This is a genomic window from Ferrigenium straubiae, from assembly GCF_051257895.1.
GTDB lineage: Bacteria > Pseudomonadota > Gammaproteobacteria > Burkholderiales > Gallionellaceae > Gallionella > Gallionella straubiae.
This window is the reverse complement of record NZ_CP194331.1, coordinates 526,545-547,386: the sequence shown is the minus strand read 5'-3', so window position 1 is coordinate 547,386 and position 20,842 is coordinate 526,545. Positions and strand designations below refer to the sequence as shown.

Genomic DNA, 20,842 nt, shown 5'->3' with positions numbered 1-20,842 from the left:
TGCTGTTCCGGGCAAAATTGCCACCCATCATGTTGGCCAGGCGCAGATGCAGTCAATCCTGGCATGGCAGGCACCAGGAGCCAGCACCGCTCGCAGAAAGCCCCTGCGGGCAGTGCCGTTCCTTGTTTATGCCGGGTTGGTGACATGGCCGTCATTTAACCTACAGCCCCGTGCCGCTCAAAGGAGCACTCTGTGTGCCCGCCGCATCAATCACACGCAGCGCCGCTGTCTTGACACCGGCCCCCTTCGGGCTGAACGTCACGTTGACCATGCAGCTCGCGCCTGCAGCCAGGCTGGCTCCGCAGTTATTCGTCTGCGAGAAATTGGTCACATTAGCCCCGACGATCGAGATGCTGGTGATCGCCATCGGCGTTATTCCCGGGTTGGCCAGCGTCAAGGCCTGTGCTGCGCTGCTGGTGCCGACTGTTCGAGGAGCGAATGTCAGGGATGCCGGCGTTAGCGTTGCCGTTGGCATAATGCCTGTGCCATTCAGCGCAACCTGCTGTGTTCCCGCAGCATCGGCCACACGCAGCCCCGCAGTCATGGTGCCGGCCGCTTTGGGGCTGAATACCACGTTGATCGCACAGCTTGCACCCACGGCCAGGCTGGCCCCGCAATTATTCGTCTGCGAAAAATTGGATATGTTCGCCCCCACCACCGAGATGCTGGTGATCGGCATTGGCGCCGTTCCCGTATTGGCCAGCGTTGCAGTCTGCGCCAAGCTGCTGGTGCCGACTGTCTGGTTCGCAAACGTCATGCTCGCCGGCGTCAGCCCCACGACTGCTACGCCGCCTGTGCCGCTCAGGCTAATCTGCTGCGTCCCTGCCGCATCGACCACACGCAGTCCCGCTGTCTTGGCGCCGGTTGATTTTGGACTAAACGCCACGTTGATTGCGCAGGTTGCACCAGCTGCCAGACTGGTCCCGCAATTGTTCGTCTGCAGGAAATTGCCCGGGTTTGCTCCGACGAGCGAGATTCCGCTGATCGAAAGAGCAGCAATGCCGGGGTTGGTCAGCGTCGCCGCCTGCGCTGCGCTGTTGGTTCCAACTGCCTGGGTCCCGAACGTCAAAGATGACGGCAGCAGGCTGACCGGCCCTTGCAGCAGCGATACCGTATTCGACGGAAGCGAATTCCCCGCGGCGTTATAGGCTACAACGCGGTACGAATAATTGGTGGCTGGAGCAATCGTCGTATCGGTAAAGCTGGTCGTATTCGCTGGAACTGTTCCTATGGCCGAGAATGCGCCAAAGCCGGCGGCTCGCTCGATCCGGAAACCGACCTCGTTCGCCTGATTGCCCGGCGTCGCGACGGCGGCTGCCGGAGTCGTATCGGTCCAGTTCAGGGTGTTGGCGTTGTGGCTCAAGCTGGTGGGTGCAGCCGGCAGAAGCGCTGAGTACTTGAAGATGAGCGGGCGCATAAAGTCGTTCTCTTCGTGCCCCAGGATATGGCAGTGCCAGACATACTCCCAGCCGAAGTTGGTCATCGTGTTGGTGACGGTTCCATTCGGCACCGCCATCCCGAAGGTCGGGCTGCCCGGGGTATAGTCTATCTGGGTGAAGCCCATCGTGGAGCCCAGCGGCTGTGTCGGGTCCAGCGCGCGGTGGCTGTCGGGTACCCCGAAGGTGAGCACGGGCGCCTTGGCCCGGACCGCGACCACAACGTCTTCCAGCGGGTTCATCTTGACGGTTTCCTTCCAGCCGACTTCGTTATCCGAAGGCGGTTTCACCGTGCCGTCCCAGCCTATCCGGTTGATCAGTTGCACGTTGACCAAGTGGAAGTGCACCGGGTGGGTGTCCACCCCATTGTGGGTGATCTTCCATATCTGGGTCTCGCCATCGGCGATCGTCTCGGTAGCCGGGTCGATGTAATTGAGGGGAACGGTCGTCTGGGTCAAGGCGCTACTGAACGGCAACTCGATCCCCAGCGTGGCATTCATCCGCCCGTAGTTAGGCTCGAACAGTTCCTGGATTGCCTTGTTTTCCACCCACACCGACACCGTAGAGCCCGCCGGAGCCGTTGTTGTCGTGGTAGGCGCCGTCGTGGTCGCTGCCGTTGCAGCCTTATAGGTGATATTTTCTGGCGTCACAAAGGTGAGCGGCTCGTAATTGCCGAGGTAAGTCGCGCCGGTGTAGATTCTGGCGTAGGTATTTGCCCAGCCTGCGCCAAATGCGGCGTTGTAAGCCTCTTGCGGCACGACGGGTTTGGGCTGGCTGGCCGCATAGGCGGTCGGCAAGGCAGTGGACAGCGCGGATGCATTATAGGGAGCGGCCGGAGGAGTCGCAGCCACCTTGATCTGCATGATGGTGCGGGTGTTGGGGCCATAGCCCGGCAGGGTCGAAGGCGCGCCGCCGACGCTGGTCTGATCCGGATTACCGGTGTAGTAGTCGATGCGCGGATCGAAACCCGGAACAGGCGCTGGCCCGTCGTTGTAGACGATCAGTGTCTTGCCTGCATACTGCGAAAAGTCGACGACGACATCCGCCCGTTCCGCCGGTCCCATGTAAAGGCCATAGGTAAAGACGTTCAACACTGTGGCACTCCTGCGATTGTACTCATAGCCGACCGGGGTGGAAGGAATCGCCACCGGTACCGGCAAGAGGCCGCCTTCGTTGCCGATCTGGATCAGCTGCGGACCCGCGGTCAGCGGATCCGGCACACCACCCGCCCGGCCATCGGTCGGCCAGAGATCCGGCCAACAGGTTGTCCCGGCCCCCGACGGCAGACCGGTCACGGGGTCAACGGCGGCAGTGACGGTCGAACAGAGCGGCAGGGTCGGAGGGGTCGCCGCAATCATCTTCACTTCCGTGTTGATGGAAGCCATGATGGCGGCGCCTGTGCCGGCAGGATCAGTGATGGTGACAGTGGGCAGAGCGGTAAAGCCGGGGCCGGTGACCGTAGCCGTGATCCCGGTTATGACACCGGCCACGACAGTAGACGTCGCTGTAGCGGTGGTGCCGCTGGTGTCGCCTGCAGCAGGCGTGATGGTGACGGTAGGAGTAGCGGAATAACCGCTGCCGCCGGAGGTCACCGTGACGGTCAAGGGTTCGGCGACATACAGCCCCAGGTTGAATGACCGGTCGTTCGCGGCAGCGAGAATGCGCAGGCGGTAGGCCTTGGGATCGACGGCCAAGGTAGGATAGGCGGTGCCGTTCACGACCGGAGTATCCATGAATGCTTCGGGCGTGGTAGTCACGTCGCCGTATGCGCCGGTCGGCAGAGGATATGCCGAGGGGAACACGGGCCAGAACCATGGGCCCCAGTCCCAGCGGCCGGGCGGGTTCGTTCCATCGAAGGAATTCGGATCCTGGTTCGGCTCATAGACGTGGGCATACCATAAATCGCCCGGCTGGCCCCAATGCACCGTATCCCACTTCGCATCCTGCTGGGCGACGTCCTGGGGCACGAACGTTTTGTCCTGAATGACCAGGGGTATCTGGGTGGCGGGTACAGGCAAGGCGCTTTCCACCGGGTCGCTCAACAGGTATCCCGCCGCCATGCCGCCATAGACATTGATGCGGGTTATCGCGGCGGCGTGATCGTGATAGAACATCAAGCGGCCGCTCTGCTGGTTGGTCCAGATCAGCGTCTGGGAGCCATCGCCCGGGTCAGGCATGTCGGGGACATTCTGGGCGCTCGCCCCTTTCTTGTAGGAAGTGGTTTCCCCTGCCGGAGTGATCCATTGATGGGGCATGCCATCGCTGATCCACGGCGTGGCGCCGCCATGCAGGTGGATGATGGCGCGGTTTTCGGTGTATTTCTCAGTGCCGCCATTCGGGCCGGTTCCTGCCCCCATGAGGGTTTTGTCCACCGGCAGGAAGAGGTCGCCATTGCGTTTTCCCGCAGCGAAGTGCCCCTTGGGCAGCAGGTTGGAATATTTGATGCGCACCGGAACATCCTTGGTGGCGCTGATCAACGGCCCCAGGTAATGCGGGTTGTCAACCGCGTAAATCTGCGCGCCTTGGGCATTCATGATGGCCGTGCCATTGGGGTACTTCAGCGCGATATGCTTGCTCGATGCGGCATTCGCAGCTGTCTCCAGCTGAACGTAACCGCGCAGCGTGGTGGGCTTGGGCAGGTCGCTATGCATCTTCTCGGTGTACTCGACGATGCCGATTTCATAATAATCGGAGCCGGGATAGGAAGCCGCATCCTTCACCGCAACGGGAATGTACTGGCCGAGATTGTTCGTCCCGGCAGCGGTCAGGCCCGGCAGGCCATCGACGAATTTCCTTAAGGGAGTTCCGGTGTTGACCATCGCCCCCGGTGCCGCCGTCGGAGACAGGTCTGGCCGCATACCCGATGGGCTGTTGGCGTAAAAGGTAGGCACCTTGATGGGTGCGCCGGTCGAATTGGTACTATCGGCCCATCCGGCGCCCGCGTAGGCGGAATCGATTATCAACGGTGAACTGATCGCGAACAAAACCGCTACGGCCACCTGCTTTAGCTTGAATTTGCGCTGTTTCATGGTTATGTTCCTTTCAGGATTGTTTGGAATTCCCACGTGTTCTCCCAAGTGGTGCTGTACGCGTCACTCCCGTTGCAGGGTGGGTTGTCGGCAGCGGTTCGCAATTCGAGTATTACTGCTGCGGCAAACTGATGCACTACGCAATGGACTGCATATTTGCATCAGGAAATGTTGCATTTTTTCATTCACTACCGGAGGCTGAGGAGATATTGGATTCGATCCCTCACGGACGCGTGATCGCTCTGCGGTAAAGGTTCACCTCTGCGGCTCAAAGCCCGCTTCGACAGGGTTTCATACCTTGGGGGGAACGGAAGGATGCAAGGACAATATGGCGAACGCCATATGGCGATAAACTTCAGGCAACCGGGTATTACGGCGGCTAATTGGTAACCAGCCCTCTTTCTATGGCATAGGCAGTTATCATCGATGCATTGTGCAGATTGAGTTTTTTCATCAAATTGGATCGATGTTTTTCGACCGTCTTGATGCTCAGGCAAAAGTAGTCGGCAATGAACTTGTTCGGATGCCCTTCGGCCACGAGCTTCAGCACTTCCCTCTCGCGGTGGGTCAACGTATCCCAAGTGCTGACCGGGCTGGATGATTTGTCGGTATCCAGATAACCGTTGATCACTTTTGCCGATATGTCCGGGCTCAGGTAAGTCTTGCCGTTCAGCACGCTGCGGATTGCGATGCGCAATTCATCGTGCGATGCATCCTTGAGGATATAGCCGTCGGCGCCCGCACGCATGGCTTCAAAAATGTATTCGTCCGTTTTATGGATCGTGAGCACCAGTACGCGGACGCCGGGGTAGCGCCGCTTGATGTCTACGATGGATTCGATGCCATTCATGCCGGGCATGGAAAGGTCCGTCAGCACCAGATCGGGAGCGGTCGTCGCAATCATACGGACGGCATCGCGGCCATTCTCCGCTTCGCCGACAATCTCGATCTCCGTATCCTGGGATAGCAATGCCTTGAGGCCGGCCCTCAACAGGGTATGGTCTTCGACGATCAGAACGCGTTTTTTCTCTTTCATCATTACCTCCAGTCAGTCGCATGCCGCACAGCGCAAATGTAGTGGCCTTTGCCGTGATTCAATGAATCGCGGGCATCCAGGCAACCGTTGGTAGCCGATATTCCGTAACTCAGATATTTCTTGCCGTTCAGCACGCAGCGAATTGCGGTGCGCAATTCGTCATGTGCATCATCCTTGAGAACGTAGCCATCGGCGCCAGCCAGCAGGCTTCCATGAACGCATTCGACCGCCTTGTGCATGGTAAGAACCAGTACGCGGGTGTCCGGGTGGTGCCGCTTGATATCCGCAATGGCCTCCATGCCGCTCATGCCGAGTATGGGCAGATCCATCAGCACCAGGTCGGCGGCGAAAACCTTGACCAGAAGCGCGGCATCGCGGCTATCGTCAGATTCACCGGCAACCTCGATATCCGCTTCCCGCGACAATAATGTCCTGATGCCAATTCTCAGCAGTGGGTAATCCTCGATGATCAGGATGCGTTTCTTTTTTCCCATCGTTATCTCCGGTTTATATGTCCCATTCCGGCAACAACACCAAGGCTTCGGTGGAGTATGCATGGGGAACAGGTGGTATGTCTGAACTGCTAGCCGACAAACAGCGACCCACTCTTTTCATGATCGGACGCGATGCGCCACGCCTTGCCAAGGGCGGCAGGATGGCGGCCATTATTACAATGGTGACAGCCTCGCAAAATAAGTAAAACCACCTATTGCCCGCTAGCCGCAAACCTGTGGGCTTTCCTGCCGTATCGTCTACCAGTTGACGATATCGGCTGCCTCACCTTCCCCACCGGCCTGCCCGTCTCTCCCGTAGGAAATGAGGTCATACTCCCCATGCTCTCCGGGAATTCTGAAAAGATACGGGTTATCCCACGGATCGAGCGGTACGCCCTTGGTCAGGTAAGGGCCGTCCCACCTGGGCTCATTGGGAGGACGCGTGACCAGTGCGGCCAACCCCTCCTCCGTGCTCGGATAATGCCCGGTGTCCAGGCGGTACTGATCGAGTGCTTTTCCCAATCCGTCGAGTTGTGCGCGGGCCGCCTTGATCTGGGATTTGCCGATGTGGGAAAAATATTTTGGGCCGACGAATCCCGCAAGCAAACCGATGATTACCATGACTACCAGCAATTCAAGCAAGGTGAAGCCCTGCTGCGCTACATGAGGATGGCGGCGCGGCACAACGGGAAATTCCGTGTTCCTCATTTCATTCCCCCGCAGTTATGTGATGGCCTCTCACCTTAACGGCCCATATCAAATTTCTCTCTGGGCGGATGACTGTATTCATTTGTACGGGATGCACCGTATTTCCTGCTCAGGGTAAATGCGCAGCAGCGTTTGCACTGGCGGATCATGCTTCCGATTCGCCATGCAACTACAGTTTTTCTCGGGAAAGAATTAAGACGATTACTAATTTCCCCTTCCAATGCTCCGCACTAAAGTTGCTTACCCTGTTTATCTCTATCGAGAGGCGCATCGCGAAACCGAGGAACATATCTGTCACAAATGCTTTGCTGGAGAAAATAATGGCTATGACCTTGAAAGAATTGCAGCAACTGGCGTGCGAATTCGGATTAAAGGAATGCGCCACACACACATCGCAGACGGGGCTGATCCGGACAATCCAGGCGCTCCGCGGCGGCGAGCCTTGTTTCTCTACAGATAAGCGCTATGACTGCATGGAAAATTGCGAATGGCGGAAGGACTGCAGCAAACTGAGGGCAGCATGGCAACGTTAGGCAGGATGCTGCTCGGAAAGGCATCCGGGCTATTCGCAAAAGCCGACATGCTTCCAGATAGTAAAAATTTACTCGCCCAATCACCTTCATACAAGCAGAACGATACCCAGAGCCTGCTGCATGAATTGTGGTTCGACCAGTTTGAGCTGGCAAGATGCAAACAAGAATTTCTTAAATTCCGGCAGCAGCTGAAGGATACGCGCAAACACCACACCGTTCTCTTCGACCTGGTGCCTGTCGGTTGCCTGACCCTGGACGAGAAAGGGCGCACACTGACGGTCAACCAGGCCGGTGTCGCCATGCTTGGCAGGGGACGTGCCCACCTGCTGGGCAAGCACTTCATAGCATGGCTCGCCGAAAATGACCGTTCTCAGTTTCTCAATCACCTGCACCAGGTATTCCTGTCGCGCGACAATCTTGCCATCGAGTCAAGAATCAAAACCCCAACTGGCACCCTGCGCGATGTGCGCCTGGAAAGCAGGGTCATGGAAAGCTCAGACCATACACTCGCCTGCCATATGGTGATGACAGACCTGAGTGAATCCAGGAGGGCTGATGAGGCGTCCCGTCTTGCTTCACGCCTGACCGAGAGCGTAGCCGAGGGGGTCATGATTACGGATGCCCGCAAAATTATCCGCTCGGTCAATCCGGCCTTCGAAAAAACCACCGGATACGCGGCCCACGAAGCTATCGGCAACACCCCCGCCATGCTCAAATCCGGCCATCATGACAAGGATTTCTACCGGGAAATGTGGGACTCGCTGAACAAAAACGGGCAATGGCAGGGAGAAATCTGGAACCGTCACAAGAGCGGCGAGATTTATCCGGAGTGGCTGAGCATCAGCACCGTCAAGGATAGCCAGCAACGGGTAATCAATTATGTCGGGATTTTTTCCGACGCCCATACCCAGGAATATGTTCTGGAGCGACTGCAATACCTGGCCTACTACGACGGACTCACCGGGCTTCCCAACCGGCGCCTGTTTCTTGACCGGCTCAGTGTATCCCTCTCCCATGCACGGCGCGACAGGCAAATGCTGGCGGTTATTTTTGTCGACCTTGATGAGTTCAAGCAGATCAACGATACCTTGGGGCACAAGATCGGTGACGCAGTGCTGGTGGCTGCGACAGAGCGCATGAAAAGCTGTTTACGCGAGGGCGACACGCTCGCCAGACTGGGGGGTGACGAATTCACCGTGATTATTCCGGTTATCTCTCACCTCGATGACGCAAGCAATGTCGCCAGGAAATTCCTGGAATGCCTGGCTGATCCATTGAATATCGATGGGCAGAAACTGCGTGTTACCGCCAGTATAGGCATCAGTGTTTTCCCGGATGATGGCGAAGATGCGGACAGCTTGTTGCACCATGCGGACACCGCCATGTACAAGATCAAGGGGGCGGGGCGCAACGGCTATTCGCATCACGGCGAAAATGCCCATCAATGAGGAAAAATTCGATCGGCGTACCGCAACAACCCAAAATATTATCGGCAGCCCTTCTGGTTAATTTTTCCTGGGAATCGAAGCTGGCCTCCACCACATACCATGTGACAAGGCACTGCTTACGGGCCGTGCAGGGATACGGGCAGCAACAGCCTGCGGTCGTTGCGCCGACAGCAGCCGCTCAAACTCTCTTTTGACCACCATATAGCACCCGCAGGCCTGTGCTTCCAGTTTCGGTCGATCCAGCACGACAATCCGCCCACAAGTGTAATTAACTATCCCGGCTGCATGCAGTTTTCTGGCTGCTTCGGCAATACCCTCGCGGCGCAATCCCGGCATATTGGCAATCAGATCCTGCGTCATCAGCAACTCGTTTGAAGGCAATCTATCCATGCTCGACAGCAACCAGCGGCACAGCTGCTGCTCCACCGAATGATACCGGTTGCATGCTGCAGTCTGCGCCATCATCTTGATCAGCGACTGCGTGTAGTGCAGCAGAACATTCCGTAGCGCACCGCCGAGTTCGAATTCCCACTTCAGCGCGCTGGAGTCAAGCCGGTAGGCGCAACCGGCACTTTGCACCACTGCCCGGCCCGAGATGGAAGGCCCTCCCATGAACGTGGCAATCCCGACCAGACCTTCATTGCCGATTACTGCAATCTCCGCCGGCAATCCGTCTTCCATCCGGCGAAGAAGCGTAATGACGCTATCGGTGGGGAAATAGACATGGCGCAACTGCGCCTCGTCTTCGTAGAGAATCGAACCGAACCTCAGTGGCACCAGTTCCATATCTGGCGCCAAGCGCTCATACACCGCTGCAGGAAGCCCGGCAAGAAGGTTGTTTTGCTTGTGCTCACGATATGCCGGCTGCGCAAGTATTTTTGACATGGGTGAAAGGCTCCTGGCCAGATGGATCAGCGTAATTCTGTAGTGTCACAATACGATCGGATTGGCAACGATCCTCAGGCTATTGCGCCAGGTCACTTTCTGCCCTGAATGCCTATCCTCCAATTCGCTGAGCGGCCACGAAACATTAATTCTTGTTCCTTGCCCGGCTCTGGATTCCATTACATAGGTCCCCCCGGAGAGTTCGGCACGTTCTTTCATGCTCAAAAGGCCGAGCCCTTTGCCGAAAGGGCGGGACTTGCCAGCCTCCAGCGGGTCGAAACCATCTCCGTTATCGTCGATCGAGAGGTGCAAGGTAGCGCCGGCTCTCTTCAGGCTCACCCGGATATGGCTGGCGTTGGCGTGCTTGACGATATTGTTGGTTGCTTCCTGAATGATGCGGAAAATTATTATCTTGAGCGGCGCAGGTATGCCGCCTTCCTGGATGCCGAAGGATTTTTCGACTTTTATCCCCTGACAGGCCATTTCAAACTCCCGGAAAAACCACGACAGGGTCGCGAGGATGCCGAGATCGTCGATTATTGCAGGGCGCAGGTTCATGGAAACGCAGCGTAACTCTTCGAATGCCCCTTTGACCTTGAGTCTCATCTGCTGCAGCGATTCGGCCGCGCTTTTTGTCTCGTTTGCGGCCAGCAACATCACCGACTCATCCAGCATAAGCTTGATCACGGTCAACGATTGGCCGAGCACATCATGCAAATCGGTGGCGATCCGCCGCCGCTCGCTTTCCTGAACCTCCAGCAAGCGGGCAGATAGCCGCTGCAATTCGGTTTGCTGCCTGCATGAAACCCTGCCGGATGTGTAACGGCCCTTTGCCTCTGCCGCTGAGGCCACAGATTGGCGCCGTTGCCTTAATTGTCCTATCGATTTCGCGTACATGTGCCACCTCCCGATATCGCATTGCATGAACGATCACCCGATTTAGTGAAAACTCTTTATGCCACCCTGATCTCCAGCTAGTGGCGTACTTTGGAATGGAAACTTGTTCGCCGTATCATCGGCCACGCTTCGATAGCACTTGCCGTCTGCGTCTGGGTCGATTGGTTATGCGGTAGCAAAAGCTCCGGGAAGAGCTGAACGCTATATTTGTTACGGTGCATTCCCTTCGACAACGTGGGAATATCATGTAACGAATCCTGTCGATTTCAAATAGGTAGGATTACCTAGCGGCAGTAGGGAAATATCGTTGCAACCCGGCAGAACGGGTAAATGGTTTTGTTAGCCCACATAGAATGACGTGTAAGAACGCCGCACGAAACCAGCGTAGCGTGCGCTGCGCAACACGACATAATTTTTGAATTGCTTCAGGAATCCTGCAGGTCCAACCGGAGTTGGGCGATTTCGACGACGCTACCGACATTGAGTTTTCTCATGATGTTGGCACGATGGATATCCACTGTTTTCGGGCTGATTTGAAGTTTCTGCGCAATGACTTTGCTTGAATTTCCGGCCACCAGCAGTTCCACCACCTCAGTCTCGCGCTCGGTCAGCGAAGCAAAATAGGCGCGCCGCCGCTCGACTTCGCCGGATCGCTGGCGATTCTTTCTGTCCAGTTCGAGAGCGGCATTAACCCGATCCAGCAACTCCTGCGCGTTGAATGGCTTCTGGATAAAATCGAATGCGCCGTGTTTCAAGGCGCGAACGGCCATGGGCACGTCGCCGTGGCCGGTAATGATAATGACGGGCAGAGTAATGCCGCTGTATTTGAGCGCCTCGAGAAGCTCCATGCCGCTCATACCCGGCATCCGTACATCCAGCAGCAGGCAGCCTTCCTCATCGGGATCGCAGGAAGCCACGAAATCACTCGTGCTGGCGAACATCCTGGTTTCAAGATTCACCGATTCCAGCAGCCAGTGAATCGAGTCGCGCATGGCCTCGTCGTCGTCCACCACGAATATCATCGGCTGTCTGTTGCTTTCATTCATGTTCTGCTCCGATAGGAAGAGTGAAATAGAATTCGGCGCCGAATTCGCGTTGCGTATCCGCCCAGATCCGGCCACCGTGATTTTCGACAAAGCTGCGGCAAATGGCCAATCCGAGACCAAGCCCATCCCGTTTCGAGGACTGGAAGGGGTTGAACAGGCTCTCCATCCCACCCGCCGGAATACCACTTCCACTGTCGCTTACCGTAACCAATATCTCACCGGATTCAACAACGCCGGTAGACAGGCGCAGTTCACGCTGCGGGCAGGAATGCATCGATTCAATGGCATTTTTGCACAGGTTCAGCAATACCTGCTCGATCTCCACCTTGCATGCCATGACTTTGGGCAAGGGAAACAAAGCCATGTGTACGGAAATACCCTGGCGCTTGATCTCGTCCTCCAGAAACGTTACGACATCCCTGGCCAACTGGTTGACGTCAATCAAAACGCGTTCGTGACCCTGCTTTCTCACCATTTCCTTCAGATGGTTGATGATCTTGCCGGCCCGCTCGGACTGTTTATGTGCAAGCTGTACTGCCCTATGGAGCTTTTCCCTGTTCCAGTCGTTTTCCTCCATGCGCCGCAGGCAGCCATCCAGGTAATTGCTGCATGCGGTCAAGGGCTGGCTCAGTTCGTGCGCCATGCTGGAAGCCATTTCCCCGGCAATGTTAAGGCGGCCAACATGCTCCATCTTCTCCCGCATATTCTCGAATTGTTTCTGCTCGGTTATATCGACGCAGGTTCCAATATAACCGGAAAAATCTCCCTCTTCCGTAAAACGGGGAATGCCGGAATCCAGCATCCAGCGGTATATGCCGTCCTGGCGCCGCAGACGGTATTCCAGCTTGAACGGCTGTATTTGCCCGATGGCTTTGCTGTAAACATCGAGGCAGCGCTCCGCATCATCGGGGTGGACATATCTTACCCAGTCGCGCACCTGAGTTTCTTCCCGTGCATGCCCGGTAAAATCGTGCCACCGCTGGTTGAAGAAATTGCAGCCCTGATAGGCTCGTTCGTCGCTTACCTCTGCTACCCAGATGATGATCGGCGCATTGTCCACCGTAGTGCGGAACAGGTTTTCACTTTCCCGCAAGGCAACCTCCGCCAGCCTGCGCGTCGTGATATCGAACATGGTCGAACGGCTCATCACGAAATGGCCTTCCGGATCGTAAATCGCAGTTTCCGTCAGCAGCACCGGCAGCACCGTGCCGTCCCTGCGCAACACATCCACTTCCAGCTCCTGCACGCCTCCTTCTCCCCTGTATTTCCGGAAGTATTGCTGGAATCTGTTTCCGCTGGATGGCGTCAATATATCCTGGAAATTTCGTTGCCCGACCAATTCATTCCTGGTGTAGCCCAGCCATTTGAGTTCGGTATTATTGATCCGGGCAAAAATTCCGTCCTTATCCAGCGAGTGATAGCCGCACGGGGCATTGTCGTAAAGATCCTCGATATCCTCCGCCGATTTGAGCAGTTTCTCCGCCGCAAGCCTGTTCTCGGTGATATCGACGGCTATGCCGAGCACATGCACCGAGCCATCCGGCTGCTCCATCGGTACTTTGGCGACACGGAACCAGCGGTTCATGCCATCCCTGGAATCATGCTCGACGAACTCGATCGGGCTGCGCTTCTCGATCACCTCGCAGTCGGTGCGCAAGATCGCGTCGAGTTGATCCCCGGCTGGAAATAGCTCGGCGACATTCCTCCCGACCAGTTCTTGCGGCTCCATGCCATACAAGGTTGCCACGGCCTGGTTCGCCAGCAGGAATTTCCCCTTGGCATCCCTGACGGCAATCAGGTTCGGATCGGTATCGATTACCCGTCGGATAAAATTCTTTTGCTGGTGAAACAGCTGCTCGGCTTGCCTGCGCTCGGTGATATCTTCGGTAATGCTCATCAGTCTCAGCACCTTGCCGTCGGCACCCTTGATCGGGATAAAGCACGACTTGAAATACCGCGGCACATCGCCGGTAGCGGAAAATTCGAAATGGCTAAGGCTCCCGTTGGTGATGGCATCCCACAAAAGCGTTCCGATGCGCCCGGCGTCTCGCCAACTCACCAATTCAAGATACGGCATACCACAGACCTTCCCGGCATCATCCAGGCCGAGCATGCCGAGCCCTGCCCTGTTCATGGATTGCAAGCGCCCTTCCAGATCAATCTCATGGATGCCGAATGGCGAAGACTCGACAAGAAGCCTGTAACGGTTTTCACTCTCGCGCAATGCTTCTTCATCCAGCTTGTGCCCAGTGACATCCTGCGTCGTCCCAATGGAGCGAATCGGGCGGCCTTCCTGATCATAAATAGTTTCGCACCATTCCCGGACATATTTGACCCGTTGATCCGGAAAGAGCAGCCGGTGGACAACATCGTATGGCGTCCGGTTTTTTACGGAGTCGGTATAGGCCCGGTTGACCATGGTCCGGTCATCCGGATGAACAATATTCAGGAAGGCTTCATAGGAAGCGCCGAACCGGGTGCGATCGATTTCGAATATGCGGTAATTTTCATCCGACCAGGAAAGGATGTTATTCACCAGATCAAGTTCCCAACTGCCGATCTGCGCCATCCGTTGCGATTCCCGCAACATGGTTTCATGCTTGCGCAGGGCGTCCTCGGCCTGTTTGCGCGCAGTGATGTCGCGCGCGATGCCATGCAGGTATTTGGTGCCTTGCACCTCGATGATGCGGGCGTTGACCTCGATGGGAAAAGTCGTGCCATCCTTGCGCCGGTTGGCGGTTTCATAACGCAGCTCACCCAACTCCCCGAGCTGTTCAAGCTGCCGCTTGAAAATCGCGGGGTCTTCGGCAGGCAGGCGCAGATCGGATATCTCCATCCGCAGGAACTCTTCCCGTGTGTAGCCATAGGTCTCCACGGCGCGCTCATTGGCTTCCACGATCCGGCCGGCCTCGTCGGCCACGAGGATAATGTCGCTGGCATACTTGTTCAGGTATTCGAAATGCTTGACCAGCATTTCGCGCTCCACCGCGGCGTCGCGCTGCGCCGTAATCAGCCTCTGCCTTACCCGAATTCCCTTGAGCCAGGAAAAAAACAGGCCTCCGCCAAGCACCGCTATAACAAAACCCAGGCCTGTCGCCCATGTTTTGAGTTGATCGATCGGAGCAAACAGTTCAGCCTTATCGATCTTTGCCACCATGAACCACGGTGTACCCGGAATTTCGCGCATCGCCGCAACTACCGCTACACCGCGATAATCGATGCCGTCCGTCGTACCCGTTTCACCGCGCACCGCCATGGCAGCCGGGAAGTTCGGCTTTTCGAACGGAATACGTAAGGAAAGGGGCGTGCCTTTATTGTGGTGTAGCTCGTTGAGAAATAAAATCTCGTTACCCTCGTGCCTCACCAGCAGCGTCTCCGCGCTGCCGCGGCGGGTGGGCCATGACTGGATGAGCGGGTAAAGAAAGGTGTTGGGGTCTATTACCAGTATTGCGGCACCCACGACGCGGCCAGTTTTTCCGGACGTAATGAGCGGTATGATCAGATCGATATATATTCCCTGCCCGGCATCGTCGCCTCGGTGAAAATCCGAAAATACTGCCTTCCGGTTGCCCATCGCTTGCGCCGCCAGCCGCGCCTCCTCTGCATCCGGCGCATAATCTCCGTCGGCCGAAATCCTGGGAACGCCTTTTTTATCCAGCAACGAAAGGGCTTTATAGCCATTCGCATATTGCAGCTCGGAAAGCAATTTCCGGATGCGGTGCTTGTGTTCATTCGACGGCATGCCTTTTTCTTGCCACTGGCCGAATTCTCCGGCCAGCAGCGAGTCATTCGAAATACTCTCCCCGGTCCGCTTTTGGACTTCGCGCCATGTGTTGATTTGCTTGACCTTGGTATCGGCAATTGCGCCGAGATCGCGAAGTTTTCCCCCTTCGATCACGCCTTCTATTTTCCAGAAGAAATAATAGGCTGTTGCGGCAACCAGAAATGCAAGTGTGACATACCCAAGGAGCGGCAGATAGGCGGCAAGGTTCTTGCGGTTGGAGGGAGGCTGATCTTCCGGGACAAGCAGGGTCATCGTCGATCTCTTTTACCAAAATGCTGCTCACATGGTTCAATTCGAGACTGCCATCGGCAACGCAATAGCGCTCCTCGGCCCACTTGGTTGGCACGGATATACTACATGTTTTTCGGATTCGGGGAAAAAGCGCAAAAATCGGCTCGCCGATGGCCGGCATGTTTCAGACCACTGAACTGGGGGCCCAAAAAGGCCAGCTTGGTTAAGGCATACAAAATATCCACGGCGACCGGTTAACTTCTTTTCGCTCACCGCCGGTTTGTATCAGTACTCTTATCTCATCGCCATGCTTGAGTTGATATTCTGATGGAAGCGCGCATCTGTAGCCCGTCTTCCCATTTGGATGTTTAGCAATTGCCTGTACATCCGGCCGGTATTGATCGGCCAGCACGCTGTTCACCAATCGGCCGTTTAATTCGATATCCACTACCACGGGTAAATCTTGAGTTTTACTGTAAGCCCAGCCTGCCACATAGCCGGCATCGACCTTGTCGATAAAACCATTGCACCGATTGTCGGTAGCTCCCAGGTAGGCGGGTTTATTGGGCTCGATGAAGGCAATGGCATTTTCCTGGCATTCATGTCCGATGCCCAAAAGCCTGCTCACCCTATCAACAAACATGCTTGGGTCGAGCATCACCTTTTCATAAGAAATCAGCATTGCAGGTACTTTATTTGACGCCAGAAATGCCCCAAGCCCCGCATAGTAATTCAGGCTGTATTTCATGGTCTCGAACAAGTCTCCATAAGCGGATATGGAATTCCTGTTCGCAATGGCAAAAACATCGCGGTAAACCGCAAGGAAATAAGGATTCCTCAGTTCAGAGGATATTTCCGGCAGTGCTTCCAAAATGGGCTGCCCCGGAAATTTCCACCCCCAATCGGAATGGCTCCGGTTGCGATCAACAATCGCCTGTTTTAAATCTTCATTGCGGCCTTGCAGCATCAATTTCGTTAAATACGGGTCCTCAAAGGTAGGCAACAAGTCACTTCCCATATAGACCCCAAGGTGATGCAACACACCGGCCACCATGGAAGTTCCCCCCCGGGGGGCGCCAAGAACAATAAAAGTTCTCTGTGCTTGGGCGGTCGTTTCTTCGTTGAGCACCAACACACCATCGTTAATCAGGCTATCTGTATTGCCCAGACTCATCTTGTTCACCATTTTGGGAGATCGTGCACCAAAAGCTTTGGTACGCCGGATTTTCACAGATTAAACACTGCTGCCATAATCCCTAGTGCTGGATTCGCGCAGTCAATCGGTTAAAGGAAAAACAGGCCGACCCGTGAATTTTTCCAAAAAACCAGATCAGTCCATGGAGGCCGGTTTCCCTCTGCTGAATCCCAGATCGACCGTGATGGTGTCGCCGTTCTTCAGATCCTTGATAGAAGAAGGCGGGAAATGCAGCGCCATATCCGTCGCGCCGCTTCTCAGGGTCAGCATACCTCTGGAATGATCGATCCTATCGACGGTGCCGGTCATTTTGTGCCAACCCATCATCATGCAATCACCTCTCGTCTTGTCCATCCCCATGCATTCGCCTCTCATCTTGCCCATCCCCGCCACAGGTTCGCCATAGCTCCCCGCCTGAGCAGATATTGAAAAGCTTGCAGCAAGCAATACGCCAGCCAGCACAAGTAAAAATCTCTTCATGATCGTTCTCCCGGTTTGGACAGAAACCCGCCTGCGGCGGGAATTAAAAGGCTGGCAAAGCCAGCCCGTTTCGCCCCTCCCACTGCGTGCGGAAAGGGTATCCGATGCGGTTTGATCCATATCCATACCGGCTTAATTCAACGCAAGTTTCCGGTATTCCTGCAACAGATCGTCGGCGCTGGCAAATCCGTCAATACGCAGCCAGGGTTTGCCCGGGCCTTTACGCATGAAAGTCACCGGCCGATGATTCATCTTGTCGCCAGAATAGACATCAAAAGCGCGCTGCACAGCAATGCTGTCCTTTGCGCTTCCGGTCAACATGCTCCATTGAGCCCCTGCACCGAATTTTTTCGCATAGTCATTCAACCTGGCAGGCGTATCGTGCTCGGGGTCTATTGAAATCGAAACGAAGTGCACCTTGCCCTGCTCCGGCCCGAGCTTTTCCTGCACTATGGAAAAGGTCGCACTCGTTACCGGGCAGATCGTGGTGCAGGTAGTGAAAATAAAATTCAACATGACCGGCTTGTCTCCATCAAGGCGGCTGTGGAGCGAAACCGGCTTGCCGTTTTTATCCACCAGTTTCACGTCGGGCGTCTGGTAGGACACGATGGCGCGCTTGTAACCGGTGCCTGGCGCAGCCATGCCGTGATGATGATGTTCGGCTTCGCTGGCCATGGCCATGCTGTCGCGATGCGCCACACCGACGCCCGCCGACAATATCGTAAGAAGAAGAAGCATCTCATGGTATTTCATCGCGCACTCCCTTCACAGTTGATTCAGGAATTACCCGGATGGGACATGGTTGCCAGTATCGGTTAAAGCACGCATGAATACACTGAGGCCAAGCCAGTATTCAGCTACGGTCGAACCCCTGTTTCCCGGGTGGGAATAGACTGTAGTAGCGGCGTTGAACCCATTCAACTTACGGCGCTCTCGAGATAACGGGGCCGGGCATCGGGCTGCCCCGCGACCGGACTCGAAGCCCAACGCATTCCTGCCACAGATGCCACAATCGGAAGGCGCTTGTAGAAACTGCCGTTCAATTGCGTATACCGAACCAGATAACTGTGAAAACGCTCGAACAGGAGCCGATCCGGTTTGGCTTGCTGTGCATTACGCCAGAAATCGGCCAGCGAACCGCCGAAAGTCAGCCCCTTCATGTCGTATATTGCGCTGCCGCAAACCTTGACCGGCGCGCCATGAAAAAGGGCTGATAAACCAACCGTGCTATTGACCACAATTACGCCGCGGGCGCGCCGCAGCAGCGTGGGCAGATGCTGGTCATGAATGTAGAAGCATCTTCCTTCCAGCCCGAGCAGCCTGATCCGCCTGGCAATGAATCTTGTGTAATCGTAATAACCGCGGTCCATGGGATGGTGCTTGATAACCAGAACGGCATTTCGGGGCGCACTCCCGGCAAACGATGTCATCGCTTTGTCGATAAACTGGGTCATCGAATCGAAATCCGAATGGGCATGGATCTGTGCATCGTTGTGCACCTGCAACGGCACCAGGAAATAACGTCCGGCAAACTCGCTCATCAACCTTGCAGACACATGGCGCTCCTTGAGCGCGTAATACCCCTTGCGCCATATGGAACGCAGCCATGGAAGGCATTCCAGCCAGGTCAACGGCCGATGATGCCGGTAACGTGAAAAAGCCGGCTTCAGCAAGCCGGCTGCCAGGTAATACAGCACCGCCCACAGCGCAGCCATCCAGAAGGCGTTGCCTACCGGCAGCGGCTGCTCGACGGATGGCATCGGGTTGTTCAGGTAGAAAATCGGGTTACGCGGGATCAGCGAATTGCCATTGGCCCCGAACCTTTCGAGCGTGATGTAATCCGGCCTGGCATAGCCCTCCTCGAACACGCCTATTTCCAGCCCGCGCCGGTGAACTATTCCATGCGCCATGCGGTGATGCGGGCGGCAATCGCCGAACAGCAACACCGCATCGATATTCAACTGATCGAGCAAGGCTTCCAGATACGCCGGCCAGTCTTCCATGCCGCCACGAAAGTTGAACGCTCTGAACGGGTAGAAGAGCAAGTCGCCGCCGTTGAAATTCACCTTGAACACCTGCGCGCCGGCCTGCTCCAGGTCCGAGGCAAATCTCCGGAAAAATGGCCCAACCGGACCTTGCAGCAACAGTACCCGCTTGCCCCTGAACTGATTTAGGTTCGACCTCAACATGACTATTGTCACCTCGCTTGAATCGGTACACTCAGGCTTGATCCGGATTCACCAATGGAGCTTTCCGTTCATACCGAGCCAAACCACGGCACAAGTGTCAGTTGAATGCGCATCGAATACAGCGAGGCGAAATGTGTATTTCGCTACGGCAGGAACTTAAATCAAAGAGAGTGAGTTACTGCAGGAAAGAGGTGCCCTGTAGGAGGTTGCTACATATGCAAAACAAGGACTACCGGTTCAGCTCGGCAACGACACGCGTTCAGCCAACGCTGCCTCTGACATCGATAGCAATCAGGCTTGAGAGCTGCCACAAAATATCATGGAATGGCTATGGCAATAGCCATTCGGCCAATACGGCCGTTGATGGAAATTATTTTTCCCGCCAATTGAAATCCACCATTGCGGAGTAATGCCTTTATCTAGGTAATTCTACCTATTTAAAAACCATCGGAATCATTACATGATGCTCCCACGTTGTGAAAAAAATGCACTGTAGGCAGCAGGTAATTCGCAGCATGGACCTAAAGGGTTTACACCGGCAAAAAATCAGAGGTTGTGCATAACAGCCTGCATGGCAGGCCGCCTGGTTTTTCCGATGCCATGATTTGCTATTACGTCAGAAGCTACACAAGTTGGATGCCTTGCGACATCACACAAAGGGGATGCGGCATCTTTATAGTGAAATGGCATTTAGGGACAAGATATGACTCATCTCTCGCAAACCAATTCAGTAATATCAGCTTCTGCAAAACATGAACCACTGCCTTTCACCCAGACCACCCCCGGCAAACTACCGCCAGCTTTCATGTATGTCCTGTCCTGTCATCAGGACAATTGCATGACATACGCAAGTCCGCAAATAGCGAGCTTGGGATTTGCCATGGAAGACTGGATAGGCAAACCCGATTTGCGCCTGCAGCATATCCATGAGGACGATCTGGAAAAATTTGCTCAAGCCATGCTGCACAGCCGCAGCACTGCGGAAGCATTCAGTTGCCAATATCGCCTTTATGACGGTTTCGGAAGGCTGCGCTGGTTTCACGATGAAGCCAACGTCGTGCGCGATAAATCAGGCACTCCACTGTTCTTCAGCGGGGTCATGCTGGATATTTCGGACAAGAAAGCGATGGAAGCAGAACTGAACGAACACCGTTACTACCTCGAGCGGAATGTGGAACGCAGAACCGAGCAACTGGTAAAAAACATGACATTGCTGGAATCCTGTAATGCGTCATTGTGCGACAAGCTGGCCCTGACCCAGAAAGAACTTGCAGCGTTAAAGCAACAAATGGCTGGCCCCATGTTCGGTGCGGCATCGAACGATTGCACTGAATCGTTATGCGTTCAGCTTTAATCGCTTGATGCGTAATCGCCCCGACTGCGGCATGAAACGGAATGTGTGGAACAAGAAAAAATTTGGATGGAAATAGCAGGATCGTTTTGCGGGGGTA

General features: G+C 55.5%; 14 protein-coding genes. 2 read left to right on the top strand and 12 right to left on the bottom strand.

All coding sequences use genetic code 11. The annotated features are described in order from the left end of the window. Positions 1-160: 160 nt before the first annotated feature. The 4 genes from ACRRNM_RS02455 to gspG all read right to left on the bottom strand — a co-directional run bounded on the left by ACRRNM_RS02455 (position 161) and on the right by gspG (position 6,703). Positions 161-4,465, bottom strand: coding sequence for a choice-of-anchor D domain-containing protein (locus ACRRNM_RS02455; protein ID WP_435626665.1), 4,305 nt, complete (start codon positions 4,463-4,465; stop codon positions 161-163). A 379-nt stretch (positions 4,466-4,844) separates the two neighbouring features. After that, the gene (locus ACRRNM_RS02450; RefSeq protein ID WP_435626664.1) at positions 4,845-5,504 is read right to left on the bottom strand and encodes a response regulator; all 660 of its coding nucleotides are present in this window, start codon (positions 5,502-5,504) and stop codon (positions 4,845-4,847) included. Beyond that, on the bottom strand, positions 5,504-5,995 hold the full coding sequence (locus ACRRNM_RS02445) for a response regulator (protein ID WP_435626663.1): 492 nt from the start codon (positions 5,993-5,995) through the stop codon (positions 5,504-5,506). Before ACRRNM_RS02445 ends, ACRRNM_RS02450 begins: the two co-directional genes overlap by 1 nt. A 258-nt stretch (positions 5,996-6,253) precedes the next feature. After that, positions 6,254-6,703 carry a type II secretion system major pseudopilin GspG gene (gspG, locus tag ACRRNM_RS02440; RefSeq protein ID WP_435626662.1) on the bottom strand — a complete coding sequence of 150 codons (450 nt, stop codon included), beginning with the start codon at positions 6,701-6,703 and terminating at the stop codon, positions 6,254-6,256. Positions 6,704-7,190: 487 nt separating this feature from the next. On the opposite strand from gspG, the gene ACRRNM_RS02435 reads away from it, so the two are divergent. After that, entirely contained in the window at positions 7,191-8,684 is a 1,494-nt protein-coding gene (locus ACRRNM_RS02435; protein WP_435626661.1) for a diguanylate cyclase domain-containing protein, read from the top strand. A gap of 57 nt (positions 8,685-8,741) precedes the next feature. Here the strand turns inward: ACRRNM_RS02435 and ACRRNM_RS02430 are convergent, their stop codons facing one another. From ACRRNM_RS02430 to ACRRNM_RS02395, 8 genes are all read right to left on the bottom strand, one after another. Beyond that, positions 8,742-9,569 carry a Crp/Fnr family transcriptional regulator gene (locus ACRRNM_RS02430; RefSeq protein WP_435626660.1) on the bottom strand — a complete coding sequence of 276 codons (828 nt, stop codon included), beginning with the start codon at positions 9,567-9,569 and terminating at the stop codon, positions 8,742-8,744. 45 nt (positions 9,570-9,614) lie between these two features. Then, entirely contained in the window at positions 9,615-10,466 is an 852-nt protein-coding gene (locus ACRRNM_RS02425; RefSeq protein WP_435626659.1) for a sensor histidine kinase, read from the bottom strand. 425 nt (positions 10,467-10,891) lie between these two features. Next, on the bottom strand, positions 10,892-11,512 hold the full coding sequence (locus ACRRNM_RS02420; protein ID WP_435626658.1) for a response regulator transcription factor: 621 nt from the start codon (positions 11,510-11,512) through the stop codon (positions 10,892-10,894). Next, positions 11,505-15,548 carry a PAS domain S-box protein gene (locus tag ACRRNM_RS02415; protein WP_435626657.1) on the bottom strand — a complete coding sequence of 1,348 codons (4,044 nt, stop codon included), beginning with the start codon at positions 15,546-15,548 and terminating at the stop codon, positions 11,505-11,507. The genes ACRRNM_RS02420 and ACRRNM_RS02415 overlap by 8 nt, the downstream gene beginning before the upstream one ends. A gap of 202 nt (positions 15,549-15,750) precedes the next feature. After that, positions 15,751-16,701 carry a hypothetical protein gene (locus ACRRNM_RS02410; protein ID WP_435626656.1) on the bottom strand — a complete coding sequence of 317 codons (951 nt, stop codon included), beginning with the start codon at positions 16,699-16,701 and terminating at the stop codon, positions 15,751-15,753. Positions 16,702-16,857: 156 nt separating this feature from the next. Continuing rightward, entirely contained in the window at positions 16,858-17,202 is a 345-nt protein-coding gene (locus ACRRNM_RS02405) for a hypothetical protein (RefSeq protein ID WP_435626655.1), read from the bottom strand. Positions 17,203-17,334: 132 nt separating this feature from the next. After that, a complete protein-coding gene (locus ACRRNM_RS02400; RefSeq protein ID WP_435626654.1) occupies positions 17,335-17,955 on the bottom strand; it encodes an SCO family protein in 621 nt (206 codons plus the stop codon). 164 nt (positions 17,956-18,119) lie between these two features. Then, complete coding sequence (locus tag ACRRNM_RS02395) at positions 18,120-19,268, bottom strand: capsule biosynthesis protein (RefSeq protein WP_435626653.1); 1,149 nt, start codon at positions 19,266-19,268, stop codon at positions 18,120-18,122. A gap of 826 nt (positions 19,269-20,094) precedes the next feature. On the opposite strand from ACRRNM_RS02395, the gene ACRRNM_RS02390 reads away from it, so the two are divergent. After that, on the top strand, positions 20,095-20,745 hold the full coding sequence (locus ACRRNM_RS02390; RefSeq protein WP_435626652.1) for a PAS domain-containing protein: 651 nt from the start codon (positions 20,095-20,097) through the stop codon (positions 20,743-20,745). The last annotated feature ends 97 nt before the right edge of the window (positions 20,746-20,842 follow it).